Source organism: Gemmatimonadaceae bacterium (genome assembly GCA_019752115.1).
GTDB lineage: Bacteria > Gemmatimonadota > Gemmatimonadetes > Gemmatimonadales > Gemmatimonadaceae > Gemmatimonas.
The window spans coordinates 52,863-70,052 of sequence record JAIEMN010000053.1 but is presented as its reverse complement, the minus strand read 5'-3'; the positions used below and the strand labels follow the sequence as shown (position 1 = coordinate 70,052).

The 17,190-nt window shown below is 67.7% G+C and carries 15 protein-coding genes; 8 read left to right on the top strand and 7 right to left on the bottom strand.

From position 1 onward, the window contains the following. The coding region (locus K2R93_19635; GenBank protein MBY0492063.1) for a hypothetical protein at positions 1-457 on the bottom strand (457 nt) is incomplete at its 3' end. A 264-nt stretch (positions 458-721) separates the two neighbouring features. On the opposite strand from K2R93_19635, the gene K2R93_19630 reads away from it, so the two are divergent. From K2R93_19630 to K2R93_19620, 3 genes are all read left to right on the top strand, one after another. Then, positions 722-3,826 carry a SusC/RagA family TonB-linked outer membrane protein gene (locus K2R93_19630; protein ID MBY0492062.1) on the top strand — a complete coding sequence of 1,035 codons (3,105 nt, stop codon included), beginning with the start codon at positions 722-724 and terminating at the stop codon, positions 3,824-3,826. Between the two features lie 13 nt (positions 3,827-3,839). Then, the gene (locus K2R93_19625; GenBank protein MBY0492061.1) at positions 3,840-5,231 is read left to right on the top strand and encodes a hypothetical protein; all 1,392 of its coding nucleotides are present in this window, start codon (positions 3,840-3,842) and stop codon (positions 5,229-5,231) included. 153 nt (positions 5,232-5,384) lie between these two features. Beyond that, a complete protein-coding gene (locus K2R93_19620; GenBank protein ID MBY0492060.1) occupies positions 5,385-5,609 on the top strand; it encodes a hypothetical protein in 225 nt (74 codons plus the stop codon). A 27-nt stretch (positions 5,610-5,636) separates the two neighbouring features. Here K2R93_19620 and K2R93_19615 read toward each other — a convergent pair whose 3' ends face one another. Beyond that, positions 5,637-8,051, bottom strand: coding sequence for a carbohydrate binding family 9 domain-containing protein (locus K2R93_19615; GenBank protein MBY0492059.1), 2,415 nt, complete (start codon positions 8,049-8,051; stop codon positions 5,637-5,639). A 455-nt stretch (positions 8,052-8,506) separates the two neighbouring features. Here K2R93_19615 and K2R93_19610 point away from each other — a divergent pair, with 455 nt between their 5' ends. The 4 genes from K2R93_19610 (at position 8,507) to K2R93_19595 (ending at position 11,184) form a co-directional block, all read left to right on the top strand. Further along, the gene (locus K2R93_19610) at positions 8,507-9,046 is read left to right on the top strand and encodes a hypothetical protein (protein MBY0492058.1); all 540 of its coding nucleotides are present in this window, start codon (positions 8,507-8,509) and stop codon (positions 9,044-9,046) included. Between the two features lie 37 nt (positions 9,047-9,083). After that, positions 9,084-9,500 carry a type II secretion system major pseudopilin GspG gene (gene gspG / locus K2R93_19605; protein ID MBY0492057.1) on the top strand — a complete coding sequence of 139 codons (417 nt, stop codon included), beginning with the start codon at positions 9,084-9,086 and terminating at the stop codon, positions 9,498-9,500. Positions 9,501-9,674: 174 nt separating this feature from the next. Further along, positions 9,675-10,148, top strand: coding sequence for an Rrf2 family transcriptional regulator (locus tag K2R93_19600; protein ID MBY0492056.1), 474 nt, complete (start codon positions 9,675-9,677; stop codon positions 10,146-10,148). 88 nt (positions 10,149-10,236) lie between these two features. After that, positions 10,237-11,184 carry a hypothetical protein gene (locus K2R93_19595; GenBank protein ID MBY0492055.1) on the top strand — a complete coding sequence of 316 codons (948 nt, stop codon included), beginning with the start codon at positions 10,237-10,239 and terminating at the stop codon, positions 11,182-11,184. Positions 11,185-11,191: 7 nt separating this feature from the next. On the opposite strand, the gene K2R93_19590 is transcribed toward K2R93_19595, so the two are convergent. Genes K2R93_19590 through K2R93_19570 form a run of 5 tightly spaced genes read right to left on the bottom strand, consistent with a single transcriptional unit; the run spans position 11,192 to position 14,753 of the window. Continuing rightward, positions 11,192-12,520: a M20/M25/M40 family metallo-hydrolase gene (locus K2R93_19590; protein MBY0492054.1), complete on the bottom strand. Its 1,329-nt coding sequence runs from the start codon at positions 12,518-12,520 to the stop codon at positions 11,192-11,194. 5 nt (positions 12,521-12,525) lie between these two features. After that, positions 12,526-12,951 carry a Rieske (2Fe-2S) protein gene (locus K2R93_19585; GenBank protein ID MBY0492053.1) on the bottom strand — a complete coding sequence of 142 codons (426 nt, stop codon included), beginning with the start codon at positions 12,949-12,951 and terminating at the stop codon, positions 12,526-12,528. Positions 12,952-13,000: 49 nt separating this feature from the next. Beyond that, positions 13,001-13,492, bottom strand: coding sequence for a Rieske (2Fe-2S) protein (locus K2R93_19580; protein ID MBY0492052.1), 492 nt, complete (start codon positions 13,490-13,492; stop codon positions 13,001-13,003). Between the two features lie 44 nt (positions 13,493-13,536). After that, the gene (locus K2R93_19575) at positions 13,537-14,058 is read right to left on the bottom strand and encodes a hypothetical protein (protein MBY0492051.1); all 522 of its coding nucleotides are present in this window, start codon (positions 14,056-14,058) and stop codon (positions 13,537-13,539) included. Between the two features lie 5 nt (positions 14,059-14,063). Next, positions 14,064-14,753, bottom strand: a complete 690-nt coding sequence (locus tag K2R93_19570; GenBank protein ID MBY0492050.1) for a hypothetical protein — start codon at positions 14,751-14,753, stop codon at positions 14,064-14,066. 201 nt (positions 14,754-14,954) lie between these two features. Here K2R93_19570 and K2R93_19565 point away from each other — a divergent pair, with 201 nt between their 5' ends. Further along, complete coding sequence (locus K2R93_19565; protein ID MBY0492049.1) at positions 14,955-17,180, top strand: BamA/TamA family outer membrane protein; 2,226 nt, start codon at positions 14,955-14,957, stop codon at positions 17,178-17,180. Positions 17,181-17,190 lie beyond the last annotated feature (10 nt).

Below are 17,190 nucleotides of genomic sequence, written 5' to 3'. Positions count from 1 at the left end.
CACTCGGGGTGGTGGCCGACGGTTCGGTGGTCGCCACGGCAGCGGGGGCGGCCGATGGCTTCGCCACGGGCGACGCAGACACCGCGGCCGTGCTCGGCGTGGCTGATGCGACGCCAACCGGTTGACGGACTGCTGACGCGGCCGACGGCACGGGCGGTGTGGCGGCCGATGGCGCCATCGACGGCGCCGCCGACGGCGCCCCCGTGCTCGTGACCACGACGCCATTCTCGTCGTGCGACGGCACGGCGGATTCCCGTGGGGTCTCTGCCGCCGAGGGGCGAGCCGTTGCCGGTCGCCGCCGAGCGTCACTGCCAGCCTCGAGCCGTTGGGCCGCCGCTTGGGTGCGCGCGAACCCGGCCGCGTACACCGTCATCACCGCGGCTGAACCGAGGGCGATGAGGTTGTTGGAACGCGGCGGCGACGCGCGACGATCGGCCGAGCGAGAACGGTCAGACACAGGAGGTCGGCAAGCGGAACGGGGAAGGACGCACTTGTCCTAGAATACGCCTCGAGGCGCCTCCCCGTTTGCCCCGCCTGGCGGCGAGCCGAAGGCCCCACGGTGCCGCATGAAGATTTGGACAGTTGCGTGACGCGCCGGCGATGGAGATTGTTGCCCGCGCGGGAACGGTTACACCTGATCAAACCGTTTTCCGCGTGGCCCTCGCCCCTCGGCGGTAGGATGCCGCCCTCTTTACTCCCTTGCCCCCTTGAGGAACCCCTCATGACCCAGCTTCGGCGTCGTGGCGCGTTGCTATTCGGGCTGTTGTTGTCGGCGGCGGTGCCCGCCGCAGCGCAACAGACCGGATCGCTCGCGGTTCGTGTGACCGACGCAGCCAATCAGCGACCGGTGGAAGCCGCTCGCGTGTTCATCGTCGGGACGCAGCTTGGCGGCCAGACGAACCCGGAAGGTCGGGTCACGATCCGTCCGCTGGCTGCGGGCTCCTACACGGTGCGCATTCTGCGCGTCGGCTACACCGAGCAGACCAAGCCGGTCACGGTCACGACGGGCGGCACCGCGTCGCTCGAAGTCTCCCTCACGGCGGCGGCGGTGAATCTGGCGGCGGTCGTCACGACGGCCACGGGTGAACAGCGGCGCGTGGAAATCGGCAACGCGACCGCCAACATCGATGCCGCCAAGGTCGTGGAGACGGCCCCGGTCGCGAACCTCAGCGACCTCCTCAACTCGCGCGCCCCGGGCGTCACCGTCACCAGCGGTACGCAGACCGGTACCGGCTCCCGCATTCGCGTGCGCGGCATGAACTCGGTCAGCTTGTCGAATGAGCCGATCTGGATCATCGACGGCATCCGCATGACGAGCAACAACGCCAACTTCGCCACCGTAACCGGCAACGGCGGCGGCACCGGCGGCAATAACGCCAGCCGCGTGGGCGACCTCAATCCGGAAGAGATCGAGAACATCGAGATCGTGAAGGGCCCGTCGGCCGCCACCCTCTACGGCACCGACGCCGCCAACGGCGTGATTCTCGTGACGACCAAGAAGGGCCGCGCCGGCTCGGCGCGCTGGAACACGTACATCGAGCAGGGCATGCTGCAGGATCGGAACCGCTATCCGACCGCCTTCAGCACCTGGGGCCGGCGCCCGACCGAAACGGCCTCGACGCGCGGCTTCTGCAACCTGCAGCGCGTGGGCACCGGCGAGTGCCTCGCCGACTCGACGAGCGCCCTCAACATCTTCAACGAGCCCGACCTCACCCCGCTGGGGAACGGCAGCCGCAATCAGTACGGCATGCAGGTGTCGGGTGGCTCGGATGCGGCGCGCTACTTCATGGCCGCGGAAAGCGAAAACGAAATCGGCGTCATGAAGCTGCCCACGTTCGAACGGCAGCGCATGGATACGACCGGCGTGCCGATCCGCTCATGGACGGACCGCCCGAACGCCATGCAGCGCAACTCGCTGCGCATGAACCTGAACACGGCGCTCAACCCGAAGCTCGATGTCGGGCTGTCCACCAACTTCATCAACCTGGCGCAGCGCTACTCGCTCGAATCGAACGCCACGGCCGGTCTCGGCTCGCAGGTGTTCGGTGGCCCGGGTACGCGCAACAACGGCACCGTGTCCGGTGTCGGCACGCCGCTCAACGGCTATCGCGCCTGGACTCCGGGCTATACCTGGGCCGAGCGCACCAGCCAGGAAATCAACCGCTTCATCTGGTCCACGCAGGCCAACTGGCGTCCGTTCAGCTGGATGGCCAACCGCGCCACGGTCGGTAACGACTGGACTGGCCGAAACGACGAGAATCTGCTCTATCGCGGCGAAGGCCCGCCGCTCACGGCCACGACGCGCCTGGGCTCGCGCGGCTTGAATCGCGTGTACACCAACAACGTCACCGTGGACCTCGGCTCGACGTCCGACTATCGCTTCCTCGGCCTCGGCCAGAAGACGACCGTCGGCGCGCAGTACGTCGGCTTCAAGGCGACGACGGCCCAGACCGGCTCGCAGCAGCTGGCGCCGGGCTCGCAGAACGTCGGCTCGGGCACGCAGCTCAGCGTCGGCGAAGGCACCACGATTCAGAAGACGCTGGGCGTCTTCGTTGAGCAGGCCGTGAACTACGCCGATCGCCTGTTCATCACGGGCGCCGTGCGCTCCGACCAGAACTCGGCGTTTGGTACGAACTTCCAGCGCGTGTACTACCCGAAGGGCTCGCTCTCGTACCTGATCTCGCAGGAAGACTGGTGGAAGGCGCCGTCGTGGGTGAACACGTTCCGTCTGCGCTACGCCTTCGGTGTCTCCGGCGTGCAGCCGGGCCCGAACGACGCCCTCAAGTTCTACTCGGCGAGCACGACCACGGTCGGTCCGACGGACCAGCCGACGATCATTCAGGCCGCCCTGGGCAATCCGTCGCTCAAGCCGGAGCGCTCGGGTGAGCACGAGATGGGCTTCGAAACCCAGATGTTCAACTCGCGCGTCAGCTTCGACTTTACGTACTACAGCAAGATCACGAAGGACGCGCTGATCAGTGCCGTCCTCCCGCCGTCGTACGGCTCGGTCGCGTCGCAGCTCCGCAACCTGGGCTCGGTGAAGAACGCGGGTGTGGAAATCGCGCTGAATGCGCAGATGATCCAGCGCAACAGCTTTGGCTGGGATGTGAACCTGTCCCACGCGGCGAACGACAACAAGGTCGTGTCGCTGGGCGACACGCCGGCGCAGACCGGTATCCCGACGCGCATCATCGCCGGCTACCCGCTCTCCTCGTACTGGGAGCGCCCGATCACGGGCTACCAGGACAAGAACGGCGACGGCCTGATCACCTACTGGGCCGATCCCACCAAGAACGAAATCACGGTGGGCGATTCGGTGATCTTCCGCGGCTACGCGACGCCGCGCTACAACACGACGGCGGTCAGCGGCTTCGACCTGTTCAGCAAGAAGCTGCGCCTCGTGACCATGTGGGACTGGCGCTCGGGCAACATCTGGTACAACAACACCGAGCGCATCCGGTGCACGCGTCCGAACTGCGCGGGTCGTATGGACCTCAAGGCCTCGCTGCAGGACCAGGCGATGAACATCGCGGCCAACGAACACCCGGCGCGCACGCTCGACGGCTATCTCCAGCCGGGTGCCTTCGTGCGCCTGCGTGAAGCCTCGGTGCAGTACACCGTGTCCCCCGATCTGGCGCGCAAGCTGACGCGTGGCCGTTCGCTCAATCTCGTCTTTACGGCGCGTAACCTGGGCCTGTGGACCAACTACCGCGGTACCGACCCGGAGTCCGGCTTCAATACCACGTCGGGCACGGAAACGCCGCAGGAATTCCAGACGGTCGGTCCGCCGCGCTACTTCATCATGCGCCTCAACGTCGGCTTCTGAGGATCACGACCACATGACTCAACAGTTTTCATGGGTTCGCCGAGCGCTGAGTGCCCGCGCCGGCCGAGTCCTGCTTTCCGGTCTGCTTCTCACGGGGTGCCAGGCGGCGAATGATCGCTTCCTGAACGTGGTGGACCCGGACATCATCAACGCCAGCGACGTGAACAGCGCCGAGTCGGCGGTCGCTCTCGCGAACGGTGTCATCGGCACGTTCAAGGGCGCGACGGGCGGCGGCGAAAGCTCCTGGATGTTCGGCGGCCTGCTCGCCGACGAATGGTCAACCAGCTCGACGTTCATCCAGAACGACGAAACCGACCAGCGTCGCATTCAGTACATCAACTCGTCGGTCACGGGCATGCTGCGGACGCTGTACCGCACGCGTACCCGGGCCGACGAAGCGATCGCCGCGCTGCAGAAGTACTCGCCGACGTCGCGCGCGCTCCTGTCGGAGATGTTCCTCGCCCGCGGCTTCTCCGAGATGCAGCTCGCCCTCGACTTCTGCAACGGCATCCCGATTGGCGTGACCAATCAGGATCCACCGGATAACGGGCAGCCGAAGACGACGGCCGAGGTATTTGCGATTGCCGCCAAGTCGCTCGACTCCGCCATCGCCTACGCCAACGGCACGGATGCGCAGAGCGTGCTGATGAATCGGTCGGCGCGCGTCACGCGAGCGCGGGTGGCGCTGGCGCTGAACGATTACGCCACCGCGGCGACGCTCGTGGCGGGGCTGCCGACGTCGTTCGCCTATCAGCACACCTTCTCGCTCGCCACCAGCACGAACACGCTGTGGGGCCAGGCGTTGAGCTCGCGGCGGTACAGCCTGGGTGACAGTCTCGAAGGGAACTCGCGCAACATCCTCGTCGCCAACGCGATCCCGTTTGCCAGCTCGCGGGATCCGCGCCTGGGGACGGTCGTGATTCCGACGTCGGGCGCGATCAACGGGCAGGACGGCCTGACGTACGCCCGCACGACGAACATCTGGGGACAGTTGACCCCGGTGGACGTGGTCAACGGGATCGACGCGCGCATGATCGAAGCCGAGGTAGCGCTCAAGAACGGCCAGATCGCCACGTGGCTCTCGATTCACAACACGTTGCGGGCCGCGCCGCCCAAGATCGGTGACATCACGCCGGCCGCGATGCCGGCGCTGACGGATCCGGGGACCGATGCGGCGCGCGTGAACCTGCAGTTCCGTGAGAAGGCGTTCTGGACGTTCGGCCGCGGTCAGCGGTTGGGCGACATGCGCCGCCTCATCAATCAGTACGGCCGCACCGAGGCCAACACCTTCCCGCAGGGCGTGCATTACAAGGGCGGCACCTACGGGACGGATGTGAACCTGCCGATCACGCAGCCGGAAGAGAACAACCCCAACTTCAAGGGGTGCATCGACCGGAAGCCCTGAACGGCTTCCTGCTGTAAACGACACGGGGGCAGCGCTTCGGCGTTGCCCCCGTGTCGCATTTACGGCATCGCCACGTGGCGCGCGCGCCGCTGATCGTGGCGGCGATCACGCCCGCGGGGCGGACGGGGAATGGAAGTTGCCTCCCCTCAGGGTATGTCGTACACGCTGATCTTCTCGGCCCTGCTGCTCATGGCCGTGCTCGCCGCGACGGTGGGCGGCAGCCTCTGGTGGGTGCAACGGCCACTGGCATACTCGCGTGCACCGCGCGGGACGGTCCTGCCGCTGTTCAGCAACGAGCAGGGGGTAGTGTGGCATCGGCCGTCAGACGACGAGCCTGCCGCGGTGGGCCGGCCCGTCGTGGGGCGCGGTGACGCGTAGGACCGCGCCGGCGGTGCCGAACGATCGCTATTGCAGCCGGAACAGATAACTGAGCTTGGCGAAGAATACGTCGCGGGAGCGCTGCACGGTGCGCGGCCCACTCGGTTCATCGGCGCGCAGCGCATCCCCGTAGCCCACGTAGAAGACCGTCCCCGGCGTGGGCAGGTAGGAGAAGAGCAGATCGAGGCGCGCGCGGGTGCGTTCGAAGGCACTCTGCCGCACCAATGTGCCGCGCGCCGTGCGCACGTACACCGGCAGGTTCGTGCGGGAGTCGTCGCGCAAGGAGTCCTGACGCAGGATGGCGTACTCGCCGATGGTGCGGAAGAAGATCTGGCGGGTCAATTGATACTCGACCCGGACGCGCGGGGTGCTGCGCATCAGGACGCGCGTGCCGTCACTCTTGCGATCGAACAGCTCATAGATCCAGGTCGCCGACGCTCGCAGTTGCTCGGTTGGCCGTAGGGTGAGCGTGTTCTGCAGGTTCAGGATTTTGGCCGAGCTCCACTCCTGGAAGTTTTCGTCCTGCCCCCAAATGGTCACGACGTTATAGCTGAACCGCTTGAACTCCGGCGTGGCCACGGACACGACGTAGTCGAGATTGGGAAGGTGGGCCGTGCCGGTGTACGACACCGTGTCCACGCCGCCCGTCCGCGGCCGCAGATACACGTAGTTGGCGTACAGCTCGCGATCGTACCCGAACTCCTCGCGCAGGATCTGCGCGCCGAGCGACCATCCGCCACGAAAGCGGGTGTTGCTGCGCAAGTGCAGTTGCTGATCCTGTGACGGGCGACGGGCGACCAGGTCATCGTAGCGGTACCGCGCCATGAGATAGATCTCGGGGCTGAACAGCTCGACCAGCGCCCCGGGCTTGCCGAACAGATTCAGACGATGGGTCGCATTGAACACCGCCACGTTCGTGCGCGAGATGAAACCGGATTGCGCATCGAAGTCGCGGCTGATGCCACTGCCCGAATAGCGGGCGTAGAAGGCGCGACCGTTGCGCACCAGGGAGGCATCCCAGAGGGGCGCCTGACGGCTGCTGGTGTCCGTGCCCGTGAAGCTCCGGGCCACCTGTCCCTGGAGCCCCCACACGCCGCGCACGAGGCGTCCGTCCGCCCCGAGGACGCGATTCCACTGATCGCCGTCGATCTTGTCGGTGTACACCACGCCGGCGCGGCTCTGTTTCCCGAGATCGCGTTGCAGCCGGAGGATGTTGTAGAAGGGCGAATGCTGCCCCGTGGCCGAGGCGGCCTGATCATCCACGGCCGTCAGCACGCCAATGTCGAAGCCACCGTGCTTGCCGGTGAGCTTGGTCGAAAAGGTCGGCTGCGAGATCCGGCGGGTGTAGATCAGGCGATTCGGCGCCGTGAACTGTTCCTGACTCTCGAGAAAGAACGGGCGCCGCTCGGGATAGAACACGGCCGCGCGCGGGTCGAGTGAGTATTGCGTCGCGTCGGCTTCGACCTGCGAAAAGTCGGGATTGGCGGTGGCGGCGAGCGTCAGGTTGCTGGTGATCCCCCAGCGGGCGCTGCCGCCGATCTCCGGGCGCTTGCTCGTATAGCGCCACGTGCCGGCGACGGGACCCGGTGCGCCGTTTGCGCTCGACGTGATCGTCGGAATCAGATCCACCGTCAGCCCACGTTGCAGGTTCGTGAGTCCCGTCAGCGTACCACTCTGCGCCAGAAAGCTGGCGCTCGCGCGCCGCGCCGGCGCCCACGTTTCCTCGAAGCCGGTGGCCTGCACGGTGCGCACGACATTCAACTGCCAGGTCTGCACATCCGCCGCCCGATAGCGCAGGCTCTTGAAGGGGATCACCAGCTCGACTTCGTAGCCCGTCTCGGTGACGCGCCCCTTCGACTGCCACACATAGTCGGGCGCCAGATCGGGCGTTTCGCGGGCGCGCGACGTATTGGCCAGAAAGCCGCCGGTGGTCGCGGCGCCCGTCTCGGTGAGGACGCCGTCGCTCTGGATCCCCAACGGGTTCACCGAAAAGACCAGCGCCTGCCGGCTGTCGTTGTAGGTGCCGAGAAACAGCTGGATGTTGTCGTCCTGACTGATCTTGTCGCGGTCGGCGAGCGTCGCACGCACGATGCCCGGTGCGGCGAACGCCCGGATCCCCACATGCAACGCCGTACCCGAGTACCAGACCAGCACCTCGGTGCTGTCGCGCGCCGGCACGCCGTCATTGGGAAAGAACTGCGAGAACCCGGTCAGCGTCGCGGCATTCTTCCAGACCCCTTCGTCGAGCCGACCGTCCACCGTGACGGTAGCCTCCTGACGGGGGAGCGGGACCTGCGTCGCCCCCTGACGCCCGTGAAAGACACCCCCCGGCGGCGCTTCTGGTGACGCCTCTCGTGACGCCCCTCGTGACGCCCCTCGTGACGCCCCTGGTGAGGCCGGAACGGTGGTCGGGAGGGCGGCGCCAAGGAGGGCGGCGGCCACGGCCGCTCCAGACAGCAGGGATGGGATCACGAGCAGGGGACTGGGGAATCGTCGGTCGTACTGCTGGAGGTTACGTCACGGCACCGACGGGCGCTGGTTGCTCGGGACCACTGGTATTCTCAAAAGCGGAAAGCGTCGCCGGTCGCGGACGCTAAACCCCGACCAATTAATCCGATACGCAACCCACACGAAGGCTTGCCCGGTCTCACGTAGCGGCAGACCGAACCACTGCCGATCGTTACGCCGTTGGCATTCGAGCGTCACCGATTGGGCGCTCTCCACTCTTCCACGGTTGCTTCGGCCGCCTCATCCCTATGGCCTACCTCCGCTGCACTCAGTGTGGTTCCAAGGCATTGGTCGCTGCGTCGCAGTGTCCAAAGTGCGCGCATCCGTTTCATCTGCTCGATGCCCGCGGTGAACGCGTCAAGCTCAAGCAGTGTCGCGGCTGTGGGATCATGCATCGCGCGGATGCCACGTGTCACTGGTGTGGTGAGGTGAAGTCGTCGTGGCGCCTGTCGAGTGCGACCTGGCGCAGTGCGGCCGCCGTCGCGGTGATGCTGACGGGCGCCGGCGCCGTCTGGCGTGTGGCGCCCTCGCTCGCGCAGTACACGACGGCCATCGTCCGTGAAGCGCGCGAACAGTCCGCCGGTACCGCCGTGCGTGGGCGCGCAGAGACCGCGCTGCCGACGACCGCGATGGAAGTGGGTGCGGCGCCGATCGCGAACGACTCGGCGAGCGCCATCGTGGCGAGTGCCGGCGAGACGGCCGCGGCCGATGACAGCATCACGTGGACGCCCGCTGTGGCGCGCACGTGGGTCAACGTGCGCTCCGATGCGAGTCGTGGTGGGCAGGTCGTGGGGGTGATCAAGCCCACGACGCGCGCGATGCTCGGCACCGATCGCGCCGGCTGGCGTCTGGTGAAGTCCACCGATGTGCAGGGGTGGGTCGATCCCCGCTTGTTCGAAGCCGACAGCCTGCGCACGCGTGGCGAGTAAGACCGCGCGCCGCATGACCCGTCGCCTGGCGCGCGGGATGCGCCGCGGCTTCACGCTCATCGAAGTGCTGGTGGTGATCGTCGTCATCGCCATTCTCGCATCGCTGGTGGCGCCGAATCTCTTCCGCAACGTCGATGATGCGCGCATCGCGACGGCGAAGACACAGATCGAGAGCTTTGCCACCGCGCTCGACGCGTACCGGCTCGACAACGGTCGCTATCCGACCACGGCGCAGGGGCTCGACGCCCTCTGGCAGCGCCCGACCGTCGATCCGCCGGCCAACTGGACGGCGCCCTACGTGCGAAAGGCGATTCCGATGGATCCGTGGGGGCACCCCTACGTGTACCTCGCGCCGGGGCGGGCGAACCCGAGCGGTTACGACCTGCTGTCGTATGGCGCGGACGGGCAGCCGGGCGGCGAGGGCAAGAACGCCGATCTGACGAGCTGGAAGTAGCCTCCCGCGTCGCGACGCGAGGCGCTGAATCGCAGTCCGGGATACGGAAAAACCCTGACGCGGCTGTCGGGCGGGGCGTGGAAAATTGCGTTGCTTCCCCGACTCCCTGGCGGCGGGCGAATGACGAATCTCAGCGTACCGTGAGGTTTGTCCGACCCCCCAGCCCCCTCTGTCATGCTCTCGGCAACTGCTGAACATGCCGTCCGCGCTGTGCTGCTGCTCGCGCGACACGACGGCCACAAGGCTCTGTCGGCTGATGCCATCGCCGCCGAACTTGGCGCCCCGCGCAACTACCTGGCCAAGACGCTGAACGCGCTCGCCAAGGCGGGCGTGGTCCACAGCGCCCGCGGTGCGGCCGGCGGCTTCACGCTGGCTGTGCCGGCGACTGAGCTCACGCTGGCACGGATCATCGCGCCGTTCGACGATCATGCGCGGACGCCGTCGTGTCTGCTGCGCAACCACGTCTGCGAGGCGGCCAACCCGTGCGCGGTGCACGCCCGCTGGTCGGCCATCGTGGGCCACGCGGCAGCGCGGTTCGCGCAAACCACCATCTCCGAGTTGCTGACCGACTCCAACGCGCTCCCCTTTGGCAACGTGTCGGGGAAGTCGGCCGAAGGGAACAGCTCGTACGCGATGCTGAGCGCGTAACCGGCGCCCGCTCCCCCATGGGGCGGCGGCCGGTGCGGGAGATGTCGCGAGGTGTTGAACGGGATCCCGGTCGCTGGTAGCGTCCGGCATGTCCGTTCGACGCCCCGCTCCCTGGATTGATCGTCTCGCCGAGGCGCTGCCGTCAGCGCCGTGGCGCACGCGCTTTGCGCCGGCGCCCACGGGGTATCTGCATCTCGGGCATCTGGTCAACGCCATGCACGTGTGGGGCATTGCCCGCGCACACGGCGGCGCGGTGCTGCTGCGCATCGAAGATCACGACCGGACTCGTTGCCGCCCGGAGTATGAGGCGGCGCTCCTCGACGATCTCGACTGGCTCGGGCTGGTGCCCGATCTGGCTCCCACCGAGAGCTTTCGCGCGGACGCGCACATGCATGCGGCGCGGCAGTCCAATCAGCACGCGAGGTACGCGGCCGCCCTCGCGCCGCTGGTGCAGGATGGCCGCGTCTATCCCTGCCGCTGCACGCGACGGGACATTGAGCGACTCGTACCGCACGCCCCAGGGGAGGAGCCGCGCTATCCCGGCACCTGCCGCGCGGCGAGCGTCCCGCCCGCCGACACCTTTGCGCGTCGGGTCGTGCTCGAGCGCACCGTGGTCGCTTTCACTGATCTCCGTCTCGGCCCGCTCGTGCAGATCCCCGCGGAGCAGTGCGGGGACATGCTCGTGAAGGACCGGCACGATCAGTGGACGTACCAGTGCGCCGTGACGATCGACGACGCGGCGCATGGCATCGACGTCGTCATTCGTGGCGAAGATCTGCTCGCGAGCACCGGACGCCAGCTGCAGTTCGCCGCGATGCTCGGGCGCGACCGTCCGGTGCAGCTCCTGCATCACGCGCTGCTCGTGCATCCCGACGGCAGCAAGTTGAGCAAGGCGAGTCACGATACGTCGCTGCGCGAGCTGCGCGCGGCCGGCGCCACGCCGGCCGATCTCTTTGGCCTGGCGGCCCACCGGGCCGCGCTCGTGCCGGAGGCCCGTGCGCTGCCCGTGGAGGCGTTGCCGGAGCTATTCGCGTAGCTGGCGGCTACTTCACGCCCAGCAGCCCCAGCACCACGAGCATCACCCACTGCGGGCCCTTGAAGCCGTCGGTGCGATCGTCGTAGCTCTCGTCGAGAGAGTGCGCCCCGCGGCCGACTCCGCCGCCGTCCAACGTGACCGCCGGCCGATGGAGATTCATCGGGATGTTCGCGTCGGTGCTCGAGGTGGTGAGTGGGGCGTAGATGTTCATGGTGCGCGCCGCGGCCAACGACGTGCGCACGATGAGCGACGAATCGGGCGTGCTGCCCGCCGGGCGAATACCGATGGTATCGATCGCCAGCTCGAGCGCCGCTTTGCTGTTGGGCCAGCGCTGCTTCTCCTCGGCGAGCGCGTCACGCAGGGCCTTCTGCAGGCGACCGTCAATCTCGGCGAGCGCCGCCGCCGATTCGCTCCGCAGATCCACCTCCATGATGCCTTCGAACGGGATGGAATTGACGCTGGTGCCGCCCGAGACGATGCCCACGTTGAACGTGACCTTGGGCGTCGTGGTCGCTTCGAGATCGGCGATCTTGGCGATCGCGCGCCCCATCGCATGAATGGGGTTGGGCATGCCGAATGCCCCGTACGAATGGCCGCCCGGACCCTTGTACTTCACGCGGTACCGGTTGCTGCCCACGCCGCCGTTGGTGATGCCGTAGCCGGTGCCATCGACCGAAATGAACAGGTCGATGGAATCCTTGAGCGGCCCGGTGAACAGCGCGCGCGTGCCGCGCAGGTTGCCGGGCCCCTCCTCCCCCACGTTGCCCACCACGAGCACCCGGCCACCGAACGGCACCTTCTGCGCGACGAGCTGTCGGGCCACCGTGAGCACCACGGCGAGCCCGCGGCAGTCATCGCCGATACCGGGAGCGGTGAGCTTCGTGCCCTCTCGCTTGACGGTGACGTTGGTGCCCTCGGGGAACACCGTATCCAGATGCCCCGCCAGCAGCAGCGTGGGGCCGGGGCGTGTGCCGCGAATCTCCCCGATGACATTCCCCTCGCCATCGATGCGCACATTCTGGACGCCGACCCCCTTGAGGCGCTCACGGTACGCCGCCGCGCGCGCGGCCTCCTTGAAGGGCGGGGCCGGGATCTGGCAGAGCGCGATCTGCTGCTCGATCGTCCAGCCGTTCTCGCGCTCGAGCGACGCAAACGCGGCGGCCACCGACGGATGCGTCGCGATCTTGTCGACGGTGCTCTCGAGCGGCGTCGGCGCGCCCTTGGTGGCGGGCCGTTGGGCGGCCATCGGCGTGGCCACGAGGGTGGTCACGAGGGTGGACACACAAAGCGCCGGGAGCAGGGCCCCGGCGCGGTGCGACGTGCGGAAGGAACGCATGCAGGTCAGGAAGTGATCGTGAGCGTGCCGGCCGTGGCGTCGAAGGTAACCGCGAACTCGCGCAGGTTCGTCGTACGCTCGCCGCCCGTCCAGGTGCCGGAGCTATTGAAGGTGGCACCATGCTTCGAGCAGAGGAAGCCCGCCCCGTTGATCCCGACGCTCCCGGCCTCGTGGGGGCAGATGAGCGAAAAGGCCCGATAGCTGCTCGCGGCCGTCCGCACGACCGCGATGGGGGTGCTGGTCCCGCTCAGTCGGGCGATTCCGCCCACCGTCCCGAGCGCCGAGTAGTCCGTGAGCTTCACCGAGACGTTCACATTGCTCGGCCCGGTGGAGTCCGCGCTGGAGCACCCGGCGAGAAAGGCCGAGACGGCCAGCAGCGTACTGTTGGCGACGAAGGCACGACGGGACAGGCAGTGGGCGCAGTCGGACATGGGCGCGTTGGGGTGCGGGGGCAGACGAACAGCGCGAGCGGACGCGAACTCAGACTTTCACGACGGCGGCGGCCCACTTGGCCGGATCGACGTCACTCTCGAAGGCGACGTTCGGATCGACCACCACCAGGTTGCCTTCGCGGCTGATCTGCAGGCGGTCCATGTTGCGCGTCGCGCGGCCGCTCACGAAGGTGCCGTTGGGCTGGTACTTGGACTTGTGCCGCGGGCACTGAAAGCCCCCGTTCTTGGGAAGCGTCCGGAGCGCGGTGTTCTGATGCGGGCAGGAGAGCGCGAACGCGTACACTTCGGCGCCGTTGCGGCAGAGAATGACTTCGTTCGTCGCATCGATGGAGACGCCGTCGGCCGCCGGCAGCGGGTACTTCACGGCAGCGCCGGCGCGCCGCGGCTCGAGGGCCGCGAGCGCCTGCACCGGCCCAAGGGTGCTCAGGCCCGCGAGCACGGTGGCGGTGACGGCAGTGCGCAAGAACTCACGACGGGCACTGCACGACACGCAGGCCGGCGAGGGAGACTCGGAAGACATGACGATTCAGGGGCGAATGGAAATGGGCAACCGGCGACGCGCGGTCAGTTGTTGGTCAGCAGCACGCCCAGAAAGACCGTGACGATCCAGCCGGCTATGCTGATCCAGGCGGAGCGCCGCAGCGCGCCCCACGGCAGCGTGAGATCCGGCCCGACGACGGAAAATTCCATCGTGTTCTTCGCGGCGGTCACGACGCGGCCTTCGGTGCGGCGCATGAGCAGCCCGTTCACCATCAGCATGAGAAACGCGGCCATCTTCCCCCAGAACACCAGGGAGATCGCGAAGGTCCCGAGATCCGCCGCGGCGAGCAGCAGCCCGCTGATCACGATGAGCGCCAGGGAGCCAATCACGATCGCGTGCTGCGCCTTCAGGTCTTCTGCGACCGCACGGTGCGCTTCGGCCGTCCCCGGCGCGGCCTGCAGCACGCGACGGTCAGCGGCGACGGCAATCCCGCCACCGATGAACATCGACAACACGTGGGCGGCCACGATGCCCGTGGACAGCACGTGGCTGTCCCCGTATAGATCCGCCCACGGCTTGAACAGTGTCGTCAACGTCTCGAGCATCGGGATCAGCGACCCACGAGCATGATGAGCCAGCTCACCGTGGAGACGCCCATCGAGATCACCGCGCCGTTGCGGTGCACGTTCCGCTGCGATTGCCGCTCTTGCGCGTCCTCGGCGAGCTTGGTGCCCGTATAGGCGAAACCGCTGCTGGCGGCGATGAAGAGCGCACTGTGCAGATAGCGACGCACACGACCATTCGGATCATGACGGCTGTCCCAGAGATTCCAGCCGCCGGTGATGGTGTTGGCGCCGAAGAGCACCGCGGTGGCGCTGGCGGCCACCGGGTGAATGTTGCGCGCCCAATCGGGCGCCTCGCCGCCCTTCTTGATCAGCTGGTCCCCAGACACATACGAGACCGCGAACAACGGCAGCATGGCCCAGCTCAGCGTCTTGTGAATCGTGAGACGCGTGCCGTACGCATCGGAGTAGACGATGGCTTTGGGGCGCCTCCGCGGCACCGTATCGGACGTGACGGTCAACCCGGCCGGCCGGCTCTCGAGCAACGTGGCGGGCAAGACGGTATCGAGCGCGGGCGCCACGCGCGACGGCGTCGACCGTGTTGCCGCCAGCGAATCCGGCGTGATGCCCGTCACGGGCACGTCCCGCTGGGGCAGGGTATCCACTGGAAGCGGGCGCACGGCGCTGGTCGACGAGACCAGCAGCAGGGCCGCCGTCAGTCCGGGGAGCAACATCATGGAAGATCGGTCCGGGATCGGGTGAGCCAACGGGCAGCAATCTACCGGCTGCACATGAACTGCACGTAAACGGGACACGCGATACGGCGCGGCCCCCATGTCCCGGACGGTACGGCGCGGAGCGATTATTCCCTTGTGAAAACAGCGAATCGTGGTGCCGGCGCTGCGTTCGGATGCGGGAGGGGCGTTAAATTCGCCGCAATGCCCCGGGTCCCGATGTCGCTCCGCGTGGTCGTGCACCTGCTGCTGGCCATTGTGGTTGGCGGCGGGGCGACGCGTGCCGATGCCCAGCGTGTCGCCCGCTGCGGGCCGCCGGAGCGGGTTCGCGCCGTACGCTTCCGCGGCAGCCCGGCGTTCGACGAGCTCACTATGGCTGCCGCCATCGTGACGGCCGCGCCAGGGCTGGCCACCCGCTGGTTCCATATCGGCACGCCGCCCTGTCTTGATTCCCTCGAGGTTCGTCGCGACGCGTTGCGGCTGTCGATTCTCCATCGGCAGGCGGGATGGTTTCAGGCGTCGGTCGTACCGCGGCTGGAACGCCGTCGCGACGGCGTACGGGTGCGATTCGAGATCGCGCCGGGACCGGAACTCGCGATTGACACCATCCAGATCCGGGGGCTGCCGGTCGCGCCCGAGGGCCGCCGCGCCTTCGATGCGCCGTTGCGCAGCCTGCAAGGACACCGCCTCGATCGGACGCGGCTTGATACCACTGTCACGGCGGTGCTCGCGCGCCTGCGCGACGCCGGCTACGCCCGCGCGCGACTCGCGGACAGTCGCATCCGGATTGATACCCTCGCGGCCCGGGCCACGGTCGATCTGGCGATCGACGCCGGCCACGTCACCACCATCGGCGCCGTCCATGTGCGCGTGCAGTCACTCAACGCGGCGCGCCCGCAGGTCGACTCTGCCGATGTGGCCACGCTGCTCGATCTCGATCCTGGCGATCGCTTTCGGGCGTCCCGGCTCCTCGAGGCTCAGCAGACGCTCTATCGCTCCGAAGCCTTCCGGCTGGTGCTGCTGGATACGCTGACGCCAGCGCGCGGTGCCGACAGCACGCTCGATCTGCGCGTGTCGGTGGCCGAAGCGAAGACGCGCAGCGCGCGGGTTGGACTCGGCTGGGCCACCCAGGATTGCATCCGGGCGCAGGGGCGGATCAGTGACCGCGGTTTTCTGGGGGTCGGGCGCCGGGTGGAGCTGTCGGTGCGCGCGTCCAAGCTGGGACTGGGCGCCCCCGCGGATTTCGCACCGAGCCTCTGCTCGCCGGTGCTGCGCCGCGATTCGCTGAGTGCCAAGGTCAATTACTACGTGGGCACCACGTTCACCACGGCGCGACTCTTCCGCCGCGACATCGTGCCGCTGGTGTCCGTCTACAGTGAGCGGCGCAGCGAGGCGTTCGCCTATCTCCGCGAAACCGAGATCGGCTCGCTCGCCGAACTGTCGCAGCGGCTCACCGCGCGCACCACGCTCACCGCGGGCTTCCAGTACGAGAACGGCAAGACGATCACCGATCCGGCGGTCTCCTGCACGCGCTTCGGGCTCTGTCGCCCGGAAGACGTGGCACTCTCGCTCTTCGGGCGCGGCATCGGCATCGCCAGCGTCTCGGCCACGCACGATCAGTCCGACGATGCCGTGAACCCCACGCACGGCTGGCGCGTGCGGGCCGAGCAACGGTTCGGCAAGACGTCGTCGTCGTTCGACAACTTCGCCTTCTACCGGTCCACCGGTGAGGCGTCGGCGTACGGCAAGCTCTTTCGGGGCGTGGTGGCGGTGCGCGTGCAGAGCGCCGGGGTGTTCGCGCCGAGTGCATCGCTCGTGGATGGCACGCCGCTGATTCCGCAGCAGGAGCGCCTGTTCGTCGGTGGGCAGAACTCCGTGCGCGGCTATCAGCAGAATCTGCTGGGCCCGGTCATTTACGTCGTCTCCGATGTGCGGACCACCGTGAATCCGGATGGCAGTGCCGGCGTGGTCGTGAACGACGGCGCTCGTCCGCTCCGCCAGGTCCCGCGTGGCGGTACGGCGATGCTCGTTGGCAATCTCGAGTGGCGTCGCAGCTTCCGGGTGGTGTCGTCGCAAGCGCAGCTGGTGGCCTTTCTCGACGCCGGCACGCTGTGGGAGTCGCGCGGTCAGGCCTTTCACATGGGCGACCTGCGCACGACCCCTGGGGTGGGCGTGCGCGTCATCACGCCGCTCGGCCCCTTCCGCGTGGATGTGGGCTATCGCCCCTATGCGTCGCTCACCGGGCGTGCCCTGTACTTCGGACCGTCGGGGAGCGCGTTTGCGGGGGACATCCTCTGTGCAAGTCCGCGTACCATGGCGGGGGCTGACTACTCCGATCCGTTGACCTGTCCGGCGACCTATCGTCCGCCGGAGACGCGCAGCGTGCTCTCGCGTCTCGTCTTTCACTTCGGCCTGGGGCAGGCGTTCTGATGGTGCGCGT

Bases quoted from the DNA above. Each gene is read 5' to 3' on its own strand.
- K2R93_19580 (MBY0492052.1), bottom strand. From the start codon at position 13,492: ATGTCTTCCGAGTCTCCCTCGCCGGCCTGCGTGTCGTGCAGTGCCCGT.
- K2R93_19600 (MBY0492056.1), top strand. From the start codon at position 9,675: ATGCTCTCGGCAACTGCTGAACATGCCGTCCGCGCTGTGCTGCTGCTC.
- K2R93_19575 (MBY0492051.1), bottom strand. From the start codon at position 14,058: ATGCTCGAGACGTTGACGACACTGTTCAAGCCGTGGGCGGATCTATAC.
- K2R93_19625 (MBY0492061.1), top strand. From the start codon at position 3,840: ATGACTCAACAGTTTTCATGGGTTCGCCGAGCGCTGAGTGCCCGCGCC.
- gspG (MBY0492057.1), top strand. From the start codon at position 9,084: ATGCGCCGCGGCTTCACGCTCATCGAAGTGCTGGTGGTGATCGTCGTC.
- K2R93_19620 (MBY0492060.1), top strand. From the start codon at position 5,385: ATGTCGTACACGCTGATCTTCTCGGCCCTGCTGCTCATGGCCGTGCTC.
- K2R93_19590 (MBY0492054.1), bottom strand. From the start codon at position 12,520: ATGCGTTCCTTCCGCACGTCGCACCGCGCCGGGGCCCTGCTCCCGGCG.
- K2R93_19610 (MBY0492058.1), top strand. From the start codon at position 8,507: ATGCATCGCGCGGATGCCACGTGTCACTGGTGTGGTGAGGTGAAGTCG.
- K2R93_19565 (MBY0492049.1), top strand. From the start codon at position 14,955: ATGCCCCGGGTCCCGATGTCGCTCCGCGTGGTCGTGCACCTGCTGCTG.
- K2R93_19585 (MBY0492053.1), bottom strand. From the start codon at position 12,951: ATGTCCGACTGCGCCCACTGCCTGTCCCGTCGTGCCTTCGTCGCCAAC.
- K2R93_19595 (MBY0492055.1), top strand. From the start codon at position 10,237: ATGTCCGTTCGACGCCCCGCTCCCTGGATTGATCGTCTCGCCGAGGCG.
- K2R93_19630 (MBY0492062.1), top strand. From the start codon at position 722: ATGACCCAGCTTCGGCGTCGTGGCGCGTTGCTATTCGGGCTGTTGTTG.
- K2R93_19570 (MBY0492050.1), bottom strand. From the start codon at position 14,753: ATGATGTTGCTCCCCGGACTGACGGCGGCCCTGCTGCTGGTCTCGTCG.